This window comes from Tenacibaculum sp. IMCC1 (genome assembly GCF_054906355.1).
Map to the genome: position 1 here is coordinate 238693 of NZ_CM142818.1, position 18667 is coordinate 257359.

The 18667-nt window shown below is 32.3% G+C and carries 22 protein-coding genes; 20 read left to right on the plus strand and 2 right to left on the minus strand.

What is annotated here, in order from left to right; all coding sequences use genetic code 11:
• The first annotated feature begins 2 nt into the window (after positions 1-2).
• From metH to ACXIHB_RS01235, 20 genes are all read left to right on the plus strand, one after another.
• On the plus strand, positions 3-2678 hold the full coding sequence (gene metH, locus ACXIHB_RS01140; protein WP_462098684.1) for a methionine synthase: 2676 nt from the start codon (positions 3-5) through the stop codon (positions 2676-2678).
• A gap of 238 nt (positions 2679-2916) precedes the next feature.
• Positions 2917-3873, plus strand: coding sequence for a methylenetetrahydrofolate reductase [NAD(P)H] (gene metF / locus ACXIHB_RS01145; protein ID WP_462098685.1), 957 nt, complete (start codon positions 2917-2919; stop codon positions 3871-3873).
• Positions 3874-4395: 522 nt separating this feature from the next.
• A complete protein-coding gene (locus tag ACXIHB_RS01150) occupies positions 4396-4566 on the plus strand; it encodes a hypothetical protein (RefSeq protein ID WP_303510207.1) in 171 nt (56 codons plus the stop codon).
• A 103-nt stretch (positions 4567-4669) separates the two neighbouring features.
• Positions 4670-4819 carry a hypothetical protein gene (locus ACXIHB_RS01155; protein ID WP_462098686.1) on the plus strand — a complete coding sequence of 50 codons (150 nt, stop codon included), beginning with the start codon at positions 4670-4672 and terminating at the stop codon, positions 4817-4819.
• 24 nt (positions 4820-4843) lie between these two features.
• Positions 4844-5077 (plus strand): DUF4177 domain-containing protein, encoded by a 234-nt coding sequence (locus tag ACXIHB_RS01160; RefSeq protein ID WP_462098687.1) that lies wholly within the window; start codon positions 4844-4846, stop codon positions 5075-5077.
• Positions 5077-5358 (plus strand): membrane protein insertion efficiency factor YidD, encoded by a 282-nt coding sequence (gene yidD / locus ACXIHB_RS01165; RefSeq protein ID WP_462098688.1) that lies wholly within the window; start codon positions 5077-5079, stop codon positions 5356-5358. Before ACXIHB_RS01160 ends, yidD begins: the two co-directional genes overlap by 1 nt.
• 80 nt (positions 5359-5438) lie before the next feature.
• Positions 5439-5996, plus strand: a complete 558-nt coding sequence (locus ACXIHB_RS01170; RefSeq protein WP_462098689.1) for an SH3 domain-containing protein — start codon at positions 5439-5441, stop codon at positions 5994-5996.
• A gap of 85 nt (positions 5997-6081) precedes the next feature.
• Positions 6082-6417, plus strand: coding sequence for a YegP family protein (locus ACXIHB_RS01175; protein WP_462098690.1), 336 nt, complete (start codon positions 6082-6084; stop codon positions 6415-6417).
• Between the two features lie 117 nt (positions 6418-6534).
• The gene (locus ACXIHB_RS01180) at positions 6535-6756 is read left to right on the plus strand and encodes a hypothetical protein (RefSeq protein ID WP_239179410.1); all 222 of its coding nucleotides are present in this window, start codon (positions 6535-6537) and stop codon (positions 6754-6756) included.
• A 7-nt stretch (positions 6757-6763) separates the two neighbouring features.
• Entirely contained in the window at positions 6764-7522 is a 759-nt protein-coding gene (locus ACXIHB_RS01185) for an ion transporter (RefSeq protein ID WP_462098691.1), read from the plus strand.
• Positions 7522-7770, plus strand: coding sequence for a DUF4236 domain-containing protein (locus ACXIHB_RS01190; RefSeq protein ID WP_121147383.1), 249 nt, complete (start codon positions 7522-7524; stop codon positions 7768-7770). Before ACXIHB_RS01185 ends, ACXIHB_RS01190 begins: the two co-directional genes overlap by 1 nt.
• A gap of 27 nt (positions 7771-7797) precedes the next feature.
• Complete coding sequence (locus ACXIHB_RS01195) at positions 7798-7992, plus strand: DUF6804 family protein (RefSeq protein WP_462098692.1); 195 nt, start codon at positions 7798-7800, stop codon at positions 7990-7992.
• A gap of 179 nt (positions 7993-8171) precedes the next feature.
• The gene (locus tag ACXIHB_RS01200) at positions 8172-8567 is read left to right on the plus strand and encodes a hypothetical protein (RefSeq protein ID WP_349264904.1); all 396 of its coding nucleotides are present in this window, start codon (positions 8172-8174) and stop codon (positions 8565-8567) included.
• 13 nt (positions 8568-8580) lie between these two features.
• Positions 8581-9843: an ABC transporter permease gene (locus ACXIHB_RS01205; protein WP_462098693.1), complete on the plus strand. Its 1263-nt coding sequence runs from the start codon at positions 8581-8583 to the stop codon at positions 9841-9843.
• Positions 9844-9849: 6 nt separating this feature from the next.
• Positions 9850-10764 carry a hypothetical protein gene (locus ACXIHB_RS01210; protein ID WP_462098694.1) on the plus strand — a complete coding sequence of 305 codons (915 nt, stop codon included), beginning with the start codon at positions 9850-9852 and terminating at the stop codon, positions 10762-10764.
• A gap of 3 nt (positions 10765-10767) precedes the next feature.
• On the plus strand, positions 10768-11187 hold the full coding sequence (locus ACXIHB_RS01215; protein WP_462098695.1) for a thermonuclease family protein: 420 nt from the start codon (positions 10768-10770) through the stop codon (positions 11185-11187).
• 58 nt (positions 11188-11245) lie between these two features.
• Entirely contained in the window at positions 11246-11482 is a 237-nt protein-coding gene (locus ACXIHB_RS01220; protein WP_159615764.1) for a hypothetical protein, read from the plus strand.
• 93 nt (positions 11483-11575) lie between these two features.
• Positions 11576-13432, plus strand: coding sequence for a DNA topoisomerase IV subunit B (locus tag ACXIHB_RS01225; RefSeq protein WP_047789051.1), 1857 nt, complete (start codon positions 11576-11578; stop codon positions 13430-13432).
• A 438-nt stretch (positions 13433-13870) separates the two neighbouring features.
• Complete coding sequence (locus ACXIHB_RS01230; protein WP_047789049.1) at positions 13871-16585, plus strand: DNA gyrase/topoisomerase IV subunit A; 2715 nt, start codon at positions 13871-13873, stop codon at positions 16583-16585.
• Positions 16585-17451, plus strand: a complete 867-nt coding sequence (locus tag ACXIHB_RS01235) for a mechanosensitive ion channel family protein (protein WP_073183681.1) — start codon at positions 16585-16587, stop codon at positions 17449-17451. Before ACXIHB_RS01230 ends, ACXIHB_RS01235 begins: the two co-directional genes overlap by 1 nt.
• A gap of 67 nt (positions 17452-17518) precedes the next feature.
• On the opposite strand, the gene ACXIHB_RS01240 is transcribed toward ACXIHB_RS01235, so the two are convergent.
• Both ACXIHB_RS01240 and ACXIHB_RS01245 read right to left on the minus strand, forming a co-directional pair.
• Positions 17519-17824, minus strand: coding sequence for a DUF6787 family protein (locus tag ACXIHB_RS01240; RefSeq protein WP_073183678.1), 306 nt, complete (start codon positions 17822-17824; stop codon positions 17519-17521).
• An 85-nt stretch (positions 17825-17909) separates the two neighbouring features.
• Positions 17910-18560 carry a DUF937 domain-containing protein gene (locus ACXIHB_RS01245; RefSeq protein WP_047789046.1) on the minus strand — a complete coding sequence of 217 codons (651 nt, stop codon included), beginning with the start codon at positions 18558-18560 and terminating at the stop codon, positions 17910-17912.
• Positions 18561-18667: the final 107 nt, after the last annotated feature.

Below are 18667 nucleotides of genomic sequence, written 5' to 3' on the forward strand. Positions count from 1 at the left end.
AGATGAGTGAGGAAAGACGATACATGAAATTATCGGGGTTAGAACCGTTAATTATAACACCCGAAAGTAATTTTATCAATGTAGGTGAACGTACAAATGTAGCAGGGTCGCGTAAATTTCTTCGATTGATAAAAGAAGAAAAGTTTGATGAAGCGTTGGCAATTGCTCGTCATCAGGTAGATGGAGGAGCACAAATCATCGACATTAATATGGATGATGGTTTAATTGAGGGGAAAGAAGCGATGGTACGTTTCTTAAACTTAATAGCTTCTGAACCTGATATTGCCAGAGTTCCTATTATGATTGATAGTTCTAAATGGGAAATCATCGAAGCTGGATTACAGGTAGTACAAGGTAAATCGGTTGTAAACTCTATTTCTTTAAAAGAAGGTGAAGAAAAATTTATTTGGGAAGCAACTCAGATAAAACGATACGGAGCTGCGGCAATTATCATGGCTTTTGATGAAGTAGGACAAGCAGACACCTACGAACGAAGAATTGAAATTGCAGAGCATTCGTATAATATATTAACCGAGATTGTCGGTTTTCCGCCAGAAGATATCATTTTCGATTTAAATATTTTTCCAGTGGCAACTGGAATGGAAGAACATCGAAAAAATGCGTTGGATTTTATTGAAGCTACCCGATGGGTACGTGAAAATTTACCGCATGTAAGTGTGAGTGGTGGAGTAAGTAACGTATCATTTTCTTTTAGAGGAAATAATGTCGTACGTGAAGCTATGCACTCGGTATTCCTATACTATGCTATCAAAGCAGGAATGAATATGGGAATTGTGAATCCGACGATGTTAGAAGTCTACGATGATATTCCGAAGGATTTATTAGAACATATTGAAGATGTTGTTTTAGATAGAAGAGACGATGCTACAGAACGTTTATTAGAATTTGCTGAAACGGTAAAAGGAACTAAAAAAGAAAGCAGTGAGCAAGTTTTAGAATGGAGAAGTTTACCACTACAAGACCGTATTACACATTCTTTAGTAAAAGGAATAGATGCTTTTATAGAAGAAGATGCTGAAGAAGCTCGTTTGAGTGTAGCAAAACCACTACATGTAATTGAAGGACATTTAATGACAGGGATGAATGTAGTTGGAGATTTATTTGGTGCAGGAAAAATGTTTTTACCGCAAGTAGTAAAATCTGCCCGAGTAATGAAGAAAGCGGTAGCCTATTTGAATCCTTTTATTGAAGCAGAGAAAAGCGAGGAACAACAAGCTATCGGAAAGATATTGATGGCAACGGTAAAAGGAGATGTGCACGATATTGGTAAAAACATAGTATCTGTAGTATTAGGCTGTAACAATTATGAAATTGTCGATTTAGGGGTGATGGTTCCACCAGAGAAGATTATTGAAACTGCTAAAAAGGAGAACGTAGATGCTATTGGTTTAAGTGGATTGATAACACCTTCGTTGGATGAAATGGTGTATTTAGCCAAAGAAATGGAACGTCAAAATTTGGAAATTCCTTTATTGATTGGTGGAGCAACAACCTCGAAAGCACATACCGCTGTAAAAATTGATACGCAGTATAAAAATGCAGTGGTGCATGTAAACGATGCATCAAGAGCAGTAACCGTAGTAGGAGATTTATTGAATAAAGAAACCTCAAACGAGTATGTTGCCAAGTTGAAGAAAGATTACGAAGAGTTTCGAGATAAATTCTTAAAACGAGGAAAACAGAAGCACTACATACCAATTGAAGAAGCTAGAGAGCGAAAATTCAGAATAGATTGGGAGACTACTAACATTACTAAACCAAAAGAATTAGGAGTACAAAAGCTGGAGCAAGTAAGTTTAAAAGATTTGGTACCATATTTTGATTGGAGTCCGTTTTTTCGCTCATGGGATTTACATGGAAAGTTTCCTGATATTTTAGAAGATGAAGTAGTAGGATTAGAGGCAACCAATTTGTTTGCAGATGCTCAAAAGATGTTGCAACAAATCATAGAAAAACAAGCATTAAAGCCCAAAGCTATTTTTGGTTTGTTTGAGGCAAACTCTATTAACGACGACGATATTTCAGTTCAAAAGAAAGGAAAGGAAGTCGCAGTATTTAGAACCTTACGTCAGCAATTAAAAAAACGTGAAGGAAAACCAAGTTTTGCTTTAGCAGATTTTATTGCGCCCAAAGAAACAGATAAAACGGATTATATAGGAGCTTTCTGTACCGCCATTTTTGGCGCTGATGAATTGGCATTACAATACAAAGAAAATCACGACGATTACAATGCAATTATGGCACAAGCCATTGCTGATCGTTTTGCAGAAGCTTTTGCAGAATATTTGCATCATAGAGTAAGAACGAAACACTGGGGCTATGCATCCGAAGAAAACTTAACGAATGATGAATTGATAAAAGAAGCGTACAAAGGAATTCGTCCTGCACCTGGGTATCCTGCATGCCCAGATCATCTAGAAAAAGAAACAATTTGGCAGCTTTTACAGGTAGAAGAGAACATAGGAGTAAGTTTAACAGAAAGTTTAGCCATGTGGCCAGCAGCGGCCGTTTCAGGATATTATTTTGCCAATGAAGAGGCTAAATATTTCGGGTTAGGTAAAATAACAGACGATCAAGTAAGGGATTTTGCAGAACGAAAAAACATCGCCTTAGAAAAAGCTAGAAAATGGTTACATCCAAACATATCAGACAATTAATAATAATTTTAAAATAAACAAACAAAAGAGCGTATTTAATTAACAATAAGTTTTAAGTTAGGTAAACTAAAAACTACAAAACAGTAGTAATATTGCCATATAAAAAATCAATAAAATTAGACAAATGAAAAAGTATAATTTAGAGATTCGATTTGCAATACAGCTACTGATAATGGCAGCAATATCGTTAATTGCAGCTTCATTGGTATAGTTAAATACGCCTTTATAAGATAGACTTATGAAGGTAATAGAACATTTAGAAAAAGCTAACGGAACATCGTTGTTTTCGTTTGAAATACTTCCGCCGTTAAAGGGAGATACAATAGAATCAATATTCAAAAATATTAATCCGTTAATGGAGTTCAATCCGCCGTTTATAGACGTAACTTACCATCGAGAAGAATACGTGTATAAAGAGTTAGGAGATGGACTCTTAAAAAAGCAAGTAGTAAAAAAACGTCCAGGTACAGTAGGTATTTGTGCGGCTATTCAAAATAAATATCAAGTAGATGCTATTCCGCATATTTTATGTGGAGGATTTACCAAAGAAGACACTGAAAACTTCTTAATTGATCTCGATTTTTTAGGAATTGATAACGTAGTTGCATTACGTGGTGATGCAGTAAAAAGCGAAACTTATTTTAAACCTGAAAAAGACGGACATGCATACGCAAGTGAGTTAGTTACACAAATAGAGAACTTAAATAAAGGAAGATACTTGGATGATGATTTGCAAAACTCATCAAAAACCGATTTCTGTATCGGGGTAGCTGGGTATCCTGAAAAGCACATGGAAGCACCAAGTTTAGATTCTGATATTTACTTTTTAAAGAAGAAAATTAAAAACGGAGCAAATTATGTGATAACACAAATGTTTTTTGATAATCAAAAGTATTTTGAGTTTGTAAAAAAATGTAGAGAAGAGGGAATTATGGTTCCTATTATTCCGGGATTAAAACCAATCTCAACCAAAAAGCAATTGAATTTAATTCCGCACCGTTTTAAAGTTGATTTACCAGATGCTTTGGTAAAAGAGGTTGTGAATTGTAAGAGTAATGCAGAAGTACGACAAGTAGGAGTAGAGTGGTGCATTGCTCAAAGTAAGGAATTACAACAAAAAGGAGTGCCTATTTTACATTATTATTCAATGGGAAAATCAACCAACATTCAAGAAATAGCAAAAGCTGTTTTTTAAAACAGAAAATAATCAATAAAAAAATGTTAGTCATATCATTGAACATCCTATACCCATTAAAAACCATAATAAAAAGAGTATATAACATAAAAAGTACGAGCTATATGCTCGTACTTTTTATGTTATAAAATTTTGTTTGAAACATCAAACACTACTGTTGCCTGTTACATAACAGTAGTGTTTGGTGTTAAACAACAGTACTGTTTTTACTTAAGCAACAGCAAGACTAAATGTAGAATCACCTACCATAATATCCTTTAAAAAGTGTTTAGAGTTTTCTGTAACCTACGTTTTAACTCTAACACGATAATTACCAGTAGCAAGGGTAGGAGCTTGACCAATAATCTTCTTATTACCCTTTTTAAAATTTAAGAAAATCAATATAACCTCTAACAAAGTTCTAATTATGGAAGCCATTTTTGTATAGCCTCTAATATAATAGTAAACCCTACGGAAACCCTCGAAGTTTTGTGTTTTAAGGAGGATAAGTTTGCAGTAATATTAATTTAAAACATAAAAAAAATGGCAAAAACACCATTAGGAACAATTAGAAAAACGGGACAAAAGTGTCCTGAGTCAGGAGTATGGGAAGCACAAGCAAACCCATCAGGAACAATTCCATTATCAGAAGGAGAAACATTTCCTCCACATAGAGGGAGTTCAGTTGACTGGAAACTTATATCTTATGCTTAATATTATGATAGTATAATTTTATAGGGAGCTCTACGGGAAACCGTAAGGTTTTGTGTTTTTATCAAGGTAGGTTTGTAATGATACTAACTAAAAACATATAGATATGGCTGTAAAGCACACACCAACAAATGAGGTTCATAAAGGAAGTAAGGGAGGAACGACACGATGCGGTTTTGATACAACAGAGCACCCAGAACATTGGGTAAGTACTAGTGAAAGCATTACTTGTGATAAAAATGGTTGTAAAAACTAAGAATCAAATTTTAAACAGAGAGTTATGGAATATAAAGTAATACCCTTTACACCGTCTATTGATAGAAATAAAGGAAACTCAGCAAAAGTAGCACAACAATTAGAAACTATTATTAGTAATTATAACGACCAAGGTTGGCGATATGTTCGATTAGAAAGCGTAGAAACTCATGTTCTCCCTGATTCAGGTTGTTTTGGAATAGGTTCTCAACCAGGATATACAGCATACAGACAAATGATTGTTTTTAGTAAAGAATAATGAAACATTTGTTACTTCTTTCTGTAAAGGCGTATTGGAAGTTTAAACCAAAGAATAAGCCAGCACGCTGTATATTTAGAAAATCCTGTTCACATTACGTATATGAAGAAACAAAAAGAAAAGGACTGTTAGCAGGAGCAAAAGCATTAAAATATCGGTTTAAAAACTGTACTTATGGTTATGAACTGTATTTAAACCCGATTAGTAAGAAAAAACAGATGCTGCTAAAGAATGGAGAAGTGTTAGAAGAAGAGGAAATAGCAAAACGATTATTATATTGATTAAACCCTACGGATTTCCGTAGGGTTTTCTGTTTTATAGAAATTAGATTTGATATAATAAACTTAATCCCTTCAATATTATGAATCAGAAATATGAAAAAGTATTACTAATTACATCATTATTAATAGTAATAGTTGCTACGGTAGTTGTAACGAAGAAAAACAATTCTAAAGAAAATTTATATAACAAAGCTTTAGTAGGCTGTTATGTTCCACCTAAAGCTAGGTGTACAGGTTCTGTTAACTGTAGAGCATGTAAAAACTGTAAGTATTGTAAATATTGTAACAGTGGAGGCTCTTGCGGTGTTTGCGGAAAGAGAAGTAGCACAAAAAGTTATACCAACTCTTATAAAAGCTACTCAAAGAAGCCACAAACCAAACAAACTATTTTTGACGGACGTAAGACCAATAGTACATTGTTAAAAGAAGAACCATATTATTTAAAAACATTATTGGTAAACAAAAACCTTTTAAATTTAAGAAGTGGCCCAAGTACTTCTTATTATGTAATTCAACAATTAAACTTTGGAGAAAAACTAACCATATTAGCCACTCAAGCAAAATGGATTAAAGTAAAAGTACAAAGAACAAAAGTAACAGGGTTTGTTCATGTGAGTGGTGTACTATTGGTGGAATAAAAGAAAGCTTAGATGTGGGTTTCCGTAGAGTTTTCTGTATTAGAAAGTATAGTTTTGATGTAATACTAATTAAAAAACATATAAAATGGGAAAACCAAAATTTGAAATCAAAAAGAGAAAGGATAATGAATTCATGTTTAACCTGAAAGCAGGAAATGGAGAAATTATTTTAACCAGTGAAGGCTACGCTAGTAAACAAGGATGTAAAAGCGGTATAAGTTCTGTAAAAATGAATGCACCTGATGATGATAACTATGAAAGAAAAGTAGCTTCAAATGAGCAATACTACTTTACACTAAAAGCGCAAAATGGAGAAGTTATAGGTAAAAGCGAAATGTATACCACAGCTTCAGCAAGAGATAAAGGTATTAAATCGGTACAAAATAATGCTCCATCTGCAGACACAGTTGATTTAACATAAAAAATTATTTATAGGAGATTAAAATTCTATATTGTAGTATTTAGAAGCCTTACGGAAATCCGTAAGGTTTTGTTTTTGAGTAGGTTTAGCTTTGGGGTATAACTAAACTAAAACATAATGATAAAAAGATTACAAATTGTAGGTCTCTTTTTTATTTCAGTACTATTAACAGAATGTTCTACTGATGCGGATGGAATAGAAGAGCAAGAAACAAAAACAGAATGGAAGTGTGGGGTTCATAATGGAAAGCAATTATGGACAGGACCCAAAGGAGGATGCTATTATAAGAATAGCAATGGAAATAAAACATATGTAGACAGATCAGAATGTAATTGTTAAATGAGCTATGAGTACGAGAGCATTAAAAGTATTCAATTACAACCTGTTTTTATCAAGGTTTATTTATGGTTTAATCATTATAAATATAATCTGTTTAGTACTAGAGTCTTTTAAAACTTTAAGAGTTAACTATACACAGTTTTTTCAGTTTATAGAAGGATTCTCTATTCTGGTTTTTTCAATAGAATTTATAACAAGAATTGTATTTGCAGAAAAGCAAGATAATAAAGGGTGGAGTTCTTACGTTTTTTCTGGTTACGGGATTTTAGACTTACTGTCAATATTACCCTTTTACTTACCACTAATTTTTCCGTTTGATTTACGAGTATTAAGAGTATTGAGGCTGTTAAGGTTAGTGCGAATATTTAAACTAGGTAGGTATTCAAAATCCTTTAAAACGATTAATTTAATACTAAAAGAAACCAAGCCAGAACTCTTAATAACAGCCTTTATAGCATTAATATTAGTAATGCTCTCATCTACTTTAATCTTTTACGCAGAAAACGAAGCACAGCCCGATAAGTTTTCAAGTATTATAGAAGCCTTTTGGTGGTCGTTAGGAACGCTTACCACTGTAGGAGTAGCAGATATGTATCCTGTAACTCCCTTAGGAAAATTCTTTAGCGCTTTAATAGGAGTTATAGGAATTGGCTTTGTGGCATTGCCTACAGGAATTATAAGTTCAGCTTTAATAGATAAAGTAAAAGAAGAAAAGAGTAATTGTAGTAACTGCCCTAATTGTGGGGTAAGAATAGATAAGAACTAATGGGATTTCAATTTTACAGACGAATAAAATTAGGAAAAGGTTTTGGACTGAATATTAGTAAATCGGGCATTTCTCCAAGCTTACGAACTAAAATAGGAGCAGTAAGTTCTAAAGGGTATTCTATAAGAACTGGAGTAAAAGGGTTGCAGTATAGAAAAAGACACTCTAAAAAAGAAGGAATAGGCTGCCTAGGAATTGTCTTTGCTATAATTAGTGTTTTTGTAGCACTGTTAATAAAAAGAAAGTAAATATACTCGTAGTTAAACTATGATCAAATGAAAGTAGGAATACAAAAAACAGTAAATATTATTTGTGTCATTGCATTGTTTTTAGCAGTAACAGCTCTACCAATAGAATATTACAATGTTTTAAGAATAGTGGTTTTTGCAGGGTGCTTATTGATAGTTTTTAATCAGGAAATAAAAGAAGTATTGGAGGTTATTATTTATACCAATAGCATTATTATTTAACCTCATATTTTCCATCTATTTATATGTAAAATCATATAGGGTTCTTTTAGATGTTCTCTGCGGAATCTTATTTCTACTGCTCGTATTTTATGGGTATAGCTCAGGCATAAAAAAACAACGAACAATAAAAAACAAGTGTCTAAAAATAAAGACATGCATAATGTTAAATATTAAAAAAAATGAATGAAATAACTACCGAACTTAAAAGTCACTTTTTAAGACTATATGAAATGGCTTTTGCTGACAATGATTTTGATGTGTTAGAAACACAAATGCTATACAAATTTGCAGAAGAGAGAAATATATCTAAACAAGAGTTAGATAATATTTTACTATCAAGCCAACAAGAAAGCTTAGTACCCGAAAGCTTAGAGCTTAAAGTTGAGTACTTATATGATTTAGCAGTAATGATTTGGGCAGATGGAAAAGTAACAGAAGATGAAATGATAACTCTAAAAAAGTATTGTTTAAAGTTCGGGTTTTTAGAAGAAAACCTAGAAGAATTGACTAGTTTTTTGATAGAAAATGCAAAAAAGCATATACCTAAAACAACATTGTTAAAACAATTAACCTAATCAACTAACACATATGGAAGCTTTAAAAACAATATTTACTATTAGGGAGAAAGACCCAGTAGAAGAAGTAGTAGTAAAGGAAGAAAAAAAAGATGTCAAACTAACTTTTTTCGAAAGTGGTTATGGATCATCTAAGCAAGCCTCTGGGAATCATAAAGTCTTTAGAGCTTGTTTAAACGATGTTTATATGGACTATAAAAGAAAATGTGCAGAAGATGAAGAGCTACAAAAAAAACTAAAACAACCACATATTCAAGAGAAAGGAAGAGAAGGCATAGAACTTAAAAAAAGACAAACAGCCAAAGCAATCTTAGAAGAAAGTATAAAAACTGATGAAGAAAAAATAGAAGAATGTAAACATCAAATAGTAGATGTAAGAGAAAACCCAGAAAAGTATGTAGAAGGAGGAGATAAAAAACCAAAAGCACAATTTTATCTAGGTCTAATAGTGCTCATTCCAATTACGTTCTATTTGTTGGTTTTTTACATATCAGCTTCTTTTTCAGCTTTTTTTAAAGACTTTGAAAATAGCGAGTTATCAGCAGCAATTTTTGACGGAAAATCATTTTCTAAAGCCTTGGAACATGGAGTTTTAGAAGCGGTTTTTGTAGCTACCATACCATTTGCTTTTATGGGCTTAGGGTATTTAATACATATGTTTCAAAAACATAAAAACTGGTTGTCTTATGTAAAAATAGGAGCGTTATTTATTATCACTTTTATATTCGATGCCATACTAGCGTATCAGATAGAAATGAAGATTTATGATTATAATAAAACACCAGATTCACCAGAGTTCGATTTGTCAATAGCCTTTAGTAAAGTGGAGTTTTGGGGAATCATCTTTGCAGGCTTTGTCGTATATATAATTTGGGGACTGGTGTTTGATTTTATTATGAAGGAATATGAGAACATTGATAAAATAAAAGCCTTTATAAGAAGTAAAAGAGAAACGATTGTTAACCTACAAAAATCAATAGCTGAAGCCATAGAAAAATTAAACGGTGTAAAAGAAGAAATATCAGGAATAGAAGCAAGAATAGCCAATTTACAGAGAACAATTGATGGCTTTGTATTCCCTAATAAACGTTACTTAACCTACCACGCAGAATATGTAAAAGGATGGTATTTAGCAATTACAGACAATTTTTTAGATTTAAAACGAAGAGATGAATTGCTTTCTAAATGTGATGAAGTAGAAAAAGAACATCTAACGAAATATGATTTAACAGATGAAAACACGGAAGGAATAATTTATAAATCTCAACTAAAATAACGAAAAATGAAAGCATATAAACTTATAATAGTAACTCTATGTATTATACTTACATACTCTTGTTCAAATAAAAAAGAAAAAGACCGAGTAGCAGAAGTATCAAAAGAAATAAGTAGTACAAGTAAAAAAAAGAGCAAAGAAAATTTAAATATTAGTATAGTATTAGATTTATCAGATAGAATAAATCCAAAGAAGTATCCAGAACCTTCAATGGAGTTTTATCAAAGAGATTTAGGTTATATTGAATCCGTAGCAAAGACTTATGAAAATCATATTAGAGGGAAGAGAACAAATAAAATTAATGATAAAATACAACTGTTTGTTGAACCAGCACCATCAGATAGTGAATTAAATCAGAAAATAGCAACACTCAAAACACAGTTTGATAAAACTAATGCAACCAAAGAAGAAATTCTAAAAACCGCAAAGAAGTATATAGAGATATGTAATAATATTTATGAAACGGCTATTACAGATGATAAATATGTTGGGTCAGACATAAGAGGTTTCTTTAAAAATAAGATCCAAGATTATTGTGTGGAAGAAGGATATAAGAATGTGGTAGTGGTTTTAACAGATGGGTATGTGTACCATAAAGATAACCTTACAAGAGAACAAAACAGAACATCGTACTTAGTACCAAAAACAATAAGAAGTTTTAAACTAAATAAAGGTAATTGGAAAGAAAAACTCCAAACAAAAGATTATGGCTTTTTACCATTAAATCAAAATTTACAAAATGTAGAAGTATTAGTTTTGGGAGTAAATCCGAACAAAAAAAATCCCTATGAAGAAGATGTAATAAAAGAGTATTGGAAAAAATGGTTAACAGAAATGAATGTAAAGAAGTTTCAAATAAAAAGAGCCGATCTACCTATTCATATAAATGACGTTATCAACGATTTTATTCTTACCAAGTAAACTATGTACCTAAAAACAATACTATTATTTTTATTAATAACATTAACAGGAGCAAAAGTACCAAAAGAATTTAGTGCAAGAGTAATTGGGGTAGTAGACGGAGATACCGTAAAGGTGTTATATCAAAACAAACCAATACATATAAGGCTAGAACATATTGATTGTCCAGAAAAAGGGCAGCCATACAGTACCAAAGCAAAACAATTCGTGTCCAACAAAATATTTGGAAAAACAGTTAAAGTAGTGAACAAAGGGAAGTGGCATTGGAATCGTTTAATCGCCGAAATATATTTTGACAACCATCAAAACATTAATAAGAGCCTAGTTAAAAAAGGGTTGGCAATGCACTTTAAAAAATATTCAAAAAGTAAAGAATATGACCTGTTAGAAAACAAAGCAAAACAACTTAAAATAGGTATGTGATCATTACCCAATGTAACTACACCTTGGCAATATAGAAAACAACCAAACTAAACAACAAATGAAAAAAGTCATAATAATGCTACTATCAGTAGGTGTGTTAGTGGCATTTCAAAAAGTAGAAGACAAAAAAGTGTATATCTGTAGTAGTGTAGCAAGCACAAAGTATCACTTTAAAAAAAATTGTAGAGGATTATCTCAATGTAAAACAACGATAAAAGAAAGCACAGAGAAAAAAGTGAGGAGATATGGGAGAATGCTCTGTAAATGGGAGAAGAAAGCATTAAAAAAGAAATAAAAACAAACTCTGTTAATAACTATATTAACAGAGTTTTTTATTTTTTCTGGCGAAATACTATTTTAGCACAGACTTCAATTCACACAATTTTTTATGACGCAAGAAACACAATATACCGAAGACAATATACGCTCGCTCGATTGGAAGGAACATATCCGTATGCGACCAGGGATGTATATTGGTAAACTGGGAGACGGATCATCTCCAGACGACGGAATTTACATTTTGGTTAAAGAGGTTTTAGATAACTCTATTGACGAATTTGTCATGGGAGGAGGTAAAACCATAGAAGTTTCTGTACAAGGGAATAAAGTAATTGTGCGAGATTATGGACGTGGTATTCCGCTAGGAAAAGTAGTGGACGTGGTTTCGAAGATGAACACAGGAGGAAAGTACGACTCCAAAGCCTTTAAAAAATCAGTTGGATTAAATGGAGTTGGTACGAAAGCAGTAAATGCGTTATCAACCTATTTTAGGGTAGAGTCTAACCGTGACGGTAAATCAGCTTCAGCAGAGTTTGAGAAAGGAAACTTAACCAATCAAGAATTATTAGATGAAACATCACGCCGTAGAGGTACTAAAGTAACCTTTATAGCTGATGAAACCATCTTTAAAAATTACAAGTATCGTCCTGAATATATTTCTAAACTATTAAAAAACTATGTGTACCTAAACCCAGGGTTAACCATTGTTTTTAACGGAGAAAAGTTTTATTCAGAAAACGGGTTAAAAGATTTATTGGAAGACAACAACAATAAAGAAGATATGTTGTATCCTATAATTCATTTACGAGGCAGTGATATTGAAGTAGCAATTACACACAGTAGAACACAATATTCAGAAGAATACCATTCGTTTGTAAACGGACAAAATACTACACAAGGAGGAACGCACTTAAACGCATTTAGAGAAGCAGTAGTAAAAACAGTTCGAGAGTTTTTTGGAAAGAATTTTGATGCTTCTGATGTACGTAAATCAATTATCGGTGCTATTTCTATTAAGGTAATGGAACCAGTTTTTGAAAGTCAAACAAAAACAAAATTAGGTTCTACAGAAATGGGAGGAGACTTACCAACCGTTAGAACGTATATTAATGATTTTATAAAAACACAGTTAGATAATTACTTACATAAGAATACGGAAGTAGCCGACAAACTTCAAAAGAAGATATTACAGGCAGAAAAAGAACGTAAAGAACTATCAGGAATACGAAAATTAGCTCGTGAACGCGCCAAAAAAGCAAGTTTACACAACAAGAAACTACGTGATTGCCGTATTCATTTTGGAGACACTAAAAAAGATGGATATTTAGATACTACCTTGTTTATTACGGAGGGAGATTCGGCAAGTGGTTCGATTACCAAATCGCGTAATGTAAACACACAAGCGGTATTCAGTTTAAAAGGAAAACCACTAAACTCGTATGGATTGTCTAAAAAGATAGTGTACGAGAATGAGGAATTTAACCTATTACAAGCAGCCTTAAATATAGAAGACGGACTGGAAGACTTACGTTATAACAATATTGTAATTGCTACCGATGCCGATGTTGATGGTATGCACATTCGCTTGTTATTAATAACCTTTTTCTTACAATTCTTTCCAGAAGTAATTAAAGAAGGACATTTGTATATTTTAGAAACACCGTTATTTAGAGTCCGAAACAAAAAAGAAACCATTTATTGTTATTCAGAAGAAGAAAAGCAAGATGCGATAAACAAACTAAGAGGAAAACCAGAAATAACTCGATTTAAGGGGTTAGGGGAGATTTCTCCTAACGAATTTGTCCATTTTATAGGAGATGATATTCGTTTAGACCCAGTAATGTTAGACAAAGAAATGTCGATAGAACAAATGTTAGAATTCTATATGGGTAAAAATACTCCAGACAGACAAAAGTTTATTATTAACAACTTAAAGGTTGAGTTAGATTTAGTAGAAGAAAATTAATATGAAAGAATTAAAGAAAGTAATTATAATAGTATCATTGATAATGATTATTGCGTGTGCTTTAATGATTTATTTTGGTAGATCATCAAGTCAAAATTCATACATAGAAACATTATTAATGTTAATTATGGCTTTAATATTGGGTTTATCTATTAAAACGACAAAGAATAAAAACATCAGATAAATAAATTAGCTTGTAGTAATTAAAGTACAAGAAAAATAATGGATAGAAATAGAAGAGCTAGAATATATTTATTAATAGCATTTTCAATTTTTGTTGTCAATACATTTAACGTTGACTTTAGCAATTTAAACTGGGAAGCAAATAAGTCGTCTTATGTTAATATGATAGCAGCAGCCTTAGTTTGTATCGCTATTTTTTTACTAATTAAGAAGAGATAAAATTACCCCTAAACATAAACGTTTAAACATTCATACATGAGTGAAGAAAACAATAAGTACGAACATGACGAAGAACTAAATAAACCTGTTGAAAGTACAGAAACCATTACCAAGGTAACAGGTATGTACAAAGAATGGTTTTTAGACTATGCTTCATATGTAATTTTAGAACGTGCAGTGCCATCAATGGAAGATGGGTTTAAACCCGTGCAACGTCGTATTATGCATTCAATGAAAGACTTAGATGATGGACGCTATAATAAAGTAGCAAACATTGTAGGTCACACAATGCAGTATCACCCTCACGGAGATGCATCAATTGCCGATGCCATGGTACAAATGGGGCAAAAGGAGTTGCTAATCGATATGCAAGGTAACTGGGGTAACATTTTAACAGGAGACCGTGCAGCGGCTTCTCGTTATATTGAAGCACGTTTGTCTAAATTTGCGTTAGATGTTGTTTTCAATGCCAAAACTACTGAATGGCAAGCCTCGTATGACGGACGTAAAAAAGAACCTGTAAACTTACCTGTAAAGTTTCCGTTACTATTAGCTCAAGGAGCTGAAGGTATTGCAGTAGGATTATCAACTAAAATATTACCGCACAACTTTAACGAGTTAATAGATGCCTCTGTAAAATACTTGAAAGGAAGAAGTTTTACGATTGTACCCGACTTTTTAACAGGTGGAATAGCAGATGTTACCAATTATAACGATGGTAAAAGAGGAGGAAAGGTAAGAGTGCGCGCAAAAATATCGGCACTTGATAAAAAAACGTTAGTAATTACTGAAGTACCTTTTGGCACTACCACATCATCATTAATTGATAGCATTTTAAAAGCGAACGACAAAGGTAAAATTAAGATCAAACGTATTGAAGATAATACAGCGGCTAATGTTGAAATTTTAGTGCACCTGCCAGCTAATGTATCGCCAGATAAAACAATTGATGCCTTATACGCTTTTACCAGTTGTGAAAATTCAATTTCTCCACTGTGTTGTATTATTGAGGATAATAAGCCTGTGTTTATTGGAGTAACAGAAGTTCTAAAAAAATCAACAGACTTTACAGTAGAGTTACTTAAACGTGAATTAGAAATTCAATTACATGAATTAGAAGAACAATGGCATTTTGCTTCTTTAGAACGTATTTTTATTGAGAATAGAATTTACCGTGATATTGAAGAAGTAGAAACTTGGGAAGGAGTAATTGAAGCAATTGATCTAGGGTTAAAACCGCATACTAAGCATTTAAAAAGAGAAGTAACCGAAGAAGATATTGTTCGTTTAACAGAAATAAGAATTAAGAAAATCTCTAAATTCGATATTGACAAAGCAAAACAATTTATTGAAAGTTTAGAAGAGAAAATAGCTGAGGTTAAACATCATTTAGATAATTTAATTGATTTTGCAATAGACTATTTTAAAGAGTTAAAAGCAAAATACGGAAAAGGAAAAGAGCGTAAAACAGAAATCCGAATTTTTGATGATATTGTAGCTACCAAAGTAGTTATGCGTAATTCAAAACTTTATGTAAATAGAGAAGAAGGATTTATAGGAACATCGCTACGAAAAGACGAGTACGTTACCGATTGTGCGGATATTGATGATGTTATAGTGTTTAGAGAAGATGGTTCAATGGTAGTGACGAAAGTAGATTCTAAAACCTTTGTAGGAAAAGGAATTATTCATGTTGCAATATTCAAGAAAAAAGATAAACGTACAGTTTACAACATGATATATCGTGATGGAGCGAAAGGACCTTCATATATGAAGCGTTTTAACGTTACATCAGTTACTCGTGATAAAGAGTACAACTTAGCCAACGGAGATTCAAAATCAAAAGTATTATACTTTACAGCTAACTCTAATGGAGAAGCTGAGGTAGTAACTATTTTACTTAGAGCAGTAGGAAGTGTGAAAAAGTTAAAATGGGATATTGATTTTGCAGATTTAGCCATAAAAGGACGTAGTGTTAGAGGAAACTTAGTAACCAAGTACTCAATTAAAAAAGTAGAGTTTAAAGAAGCAGGAGTTTCAACGTTAAAACCTAGAAAAATTTGGTTTGACGATACAGTACAACGTTTAAATGTTGATGGGAGAGGAGAGTTGTTAGGTGAGTTTAAAGCAGAAGATAAAATATTAATAGCAACTCAATCAGGAAAAATCAAAGCAGTATCACCAGATTTAGCGATGCATTTTGAAAATGATATGATTGTGTTAGAAAAATGGAAGCCTAATAAGCCAATTTCAGCAATTTATTTTGACGGGGTTAAAGAACGTTATTTTGTAAAACGATTCTTAGTTGAAACACCAGATAAAGAAGAACTTTTTATATCAGAAGATGAAAAATCGAAGTTAGAAATTATAGCTACAGATTATCGTCCTATGGCAGAGGTAATTTTCTCAAAAAGGAGCCTAGAAAAAATAGAAGTGAACTTTGAAGACTTTATAGCAATTAAAGGAATTAAAGCTCAAGGAAATCAATTAACAACAGATAAAATAAGAACAGTAAACTTATTAGAGTCATTACCTTACGAAGAACCAGAAGGGGAAAAAGTAGAGGATATTGAGGTAACTGATGAAGAAGAAATTAAAGAAGAAGCGTTACCTTTGAATGTAGAAGATACTACGCCTAAAGATAAAACGTTTGTAGAGTCTAAAGAAGATAAAGCAAAAAAAGCATTAGAAAGAGCACTTCAAAAGAAGAAAAAAGATAAAGACGACGAAAGTCAAACAGCATTATTTTAATGGATAAGTTTTTACCATATCGTTTTAACCTAGATACCTTTTTTGGAGCATTAGGGTATATTATAGTCGTATTCTTAGTGTCTTGGGGTATTTCTAGGTTGGTAAGAGCGATTATTTGGCAACTTATTAAAAGCAAGAAAGAAGATCGTTTTGGTAGAACAAGTATTCAATTTTTACGTAATTCAGTATCGTTTGTAATTGGACTTTTAAGTGTCATTTATGTAATTATGGCGGTGCCTGCTTTTAGAAGTAAAGCGACTTTAATTTTTTCTGGAGCTGGTATTTTAGCCGCTATTATAGGTTTTGCTGCACAAGCAGCACTATCTAACTTAATAGCAGGAGCTTTCATAGTTATATTCCGCCCCTTTAGAGTGGGAGACTATATTAAACTGGATGAAACTAGAGTTGGTATTGTTGAAGACATAACGTTGAGACATACTGTAATAAATAACTTTGAGAATAAGCGGTTAATTATACCCAATTCGGTAATTAGTACAGATTCTATTTTAAATCATACCATAGAAGACTCTCATGTATTAAGTTTTAACAATTTTAAAATAGGATTAAAAGCAGATATTGATTTAGCAAGAAAAATTATACAAGAAGAAGCTGTTAAGTTACCAACTGTTATTGATTATCGTACACCAGACCAGGTGATTAGTGATGTGCATCAAGTAGATGTTCGTGTTATTGATATATATCCAGACCATATTCATATGCGTGCTTATGTATGGTTAAACGAACCGTTTCAAGAATTTAAAACTAAATGTGCTTTAAAAGAAGCTGTGCATAAACGCTTTCTATTAGAAGGTGTACATTTACCAATACCAATCAATATAAATGAGATAATTAAAAGAGTAAACTAAAAAAATATTCTTTAATGGGAGGAGGTAAGTAGTTTGTATATTTTTATAAGTAGTATAAAAAGAATTTTTACCCCTTAAAAATAAATCCTAGTCCTAACCTACTTAAAAACTTCTTTTCAAATTCCCAAAAAAACTTAAATTGTCCAAATAACCAACCAATTAAGGGTAATGTTGTTTGGTAAATAGGAAAAACTAGTAGAATTCTTAAAGGATAATATAACCAAGGATTTAAGGTTTCAGGAGATAACCCTAGCAAATTTGTAATAGGTTTAGCAACCCAAGCTGCAAATGATCCATTTATAGCAAAAACTATAAAAATAGCAGTTAAAGCCCAATTGCTTTTTATACCCCAACGATGTTTAAGTTTTTCCATAAGTACTAATATGCTGCAAAAATAACCAAAAGAAAAGGGGGAAACAAATGTTTCCCCGTTCATTATAAATTATAGCAAAATAAAATTATTTTTTTCCAAACACACCACCTAAAAGTCCACCTAAAAGTCCTCCTGATTTTTGTTGATTATTACCAGCGTTACCTAAAATCATTCCAGCTACATCATCAACAATACTACCATCTCCATCAGCATCAAGTATCTGTTCTAAGAAGCTTTGTTCTTTTTGAGTAGAGTTACCGCCTAGTAAACCACCTAGAAGTCCACTTAAATCACTTGAATTATTTACATTTTCTTGACGAGATTGCTTACCAAGTAACCCCATTAAAATAGGAGCAGCAGTTTTCAAAATATCAGCAACAGCACCAGTATCCATTCCTGCTTTTTGACCAATAACTTGTTCAACTCCTTGCTGTTTATTTCCTAAAACATGACCTAAAATTTTACCACCGTCTTGTAAAACATCAGAATTTACACCACCATTAAATAAATCACCTAAATTATCTAAGATTCCACCATCATGCTTATTTAATGCGTTCTTTAAACTTTCAGCACCTTGAGGAGTGGCAGCATTTCGTTGCATTGCTTTCATTAAAACAGGTAATGCCATTGTTAGTACACTACTAGTTTTATTAGTGTCTTGCCCAGTTGACCCGGCAACACCAGATATAATTGTTTTTCCTATATCGCTATTTAATAAATCTAAAATTCCCGTCATTTTGTTATTTTAATAAAATTAGTACTCAGTTTATAATAATTGGACACAAGATACGAACTGAAGGTCACTTTTTTTAAATATTTCTTTATACCTTACGGCCAGTTAAA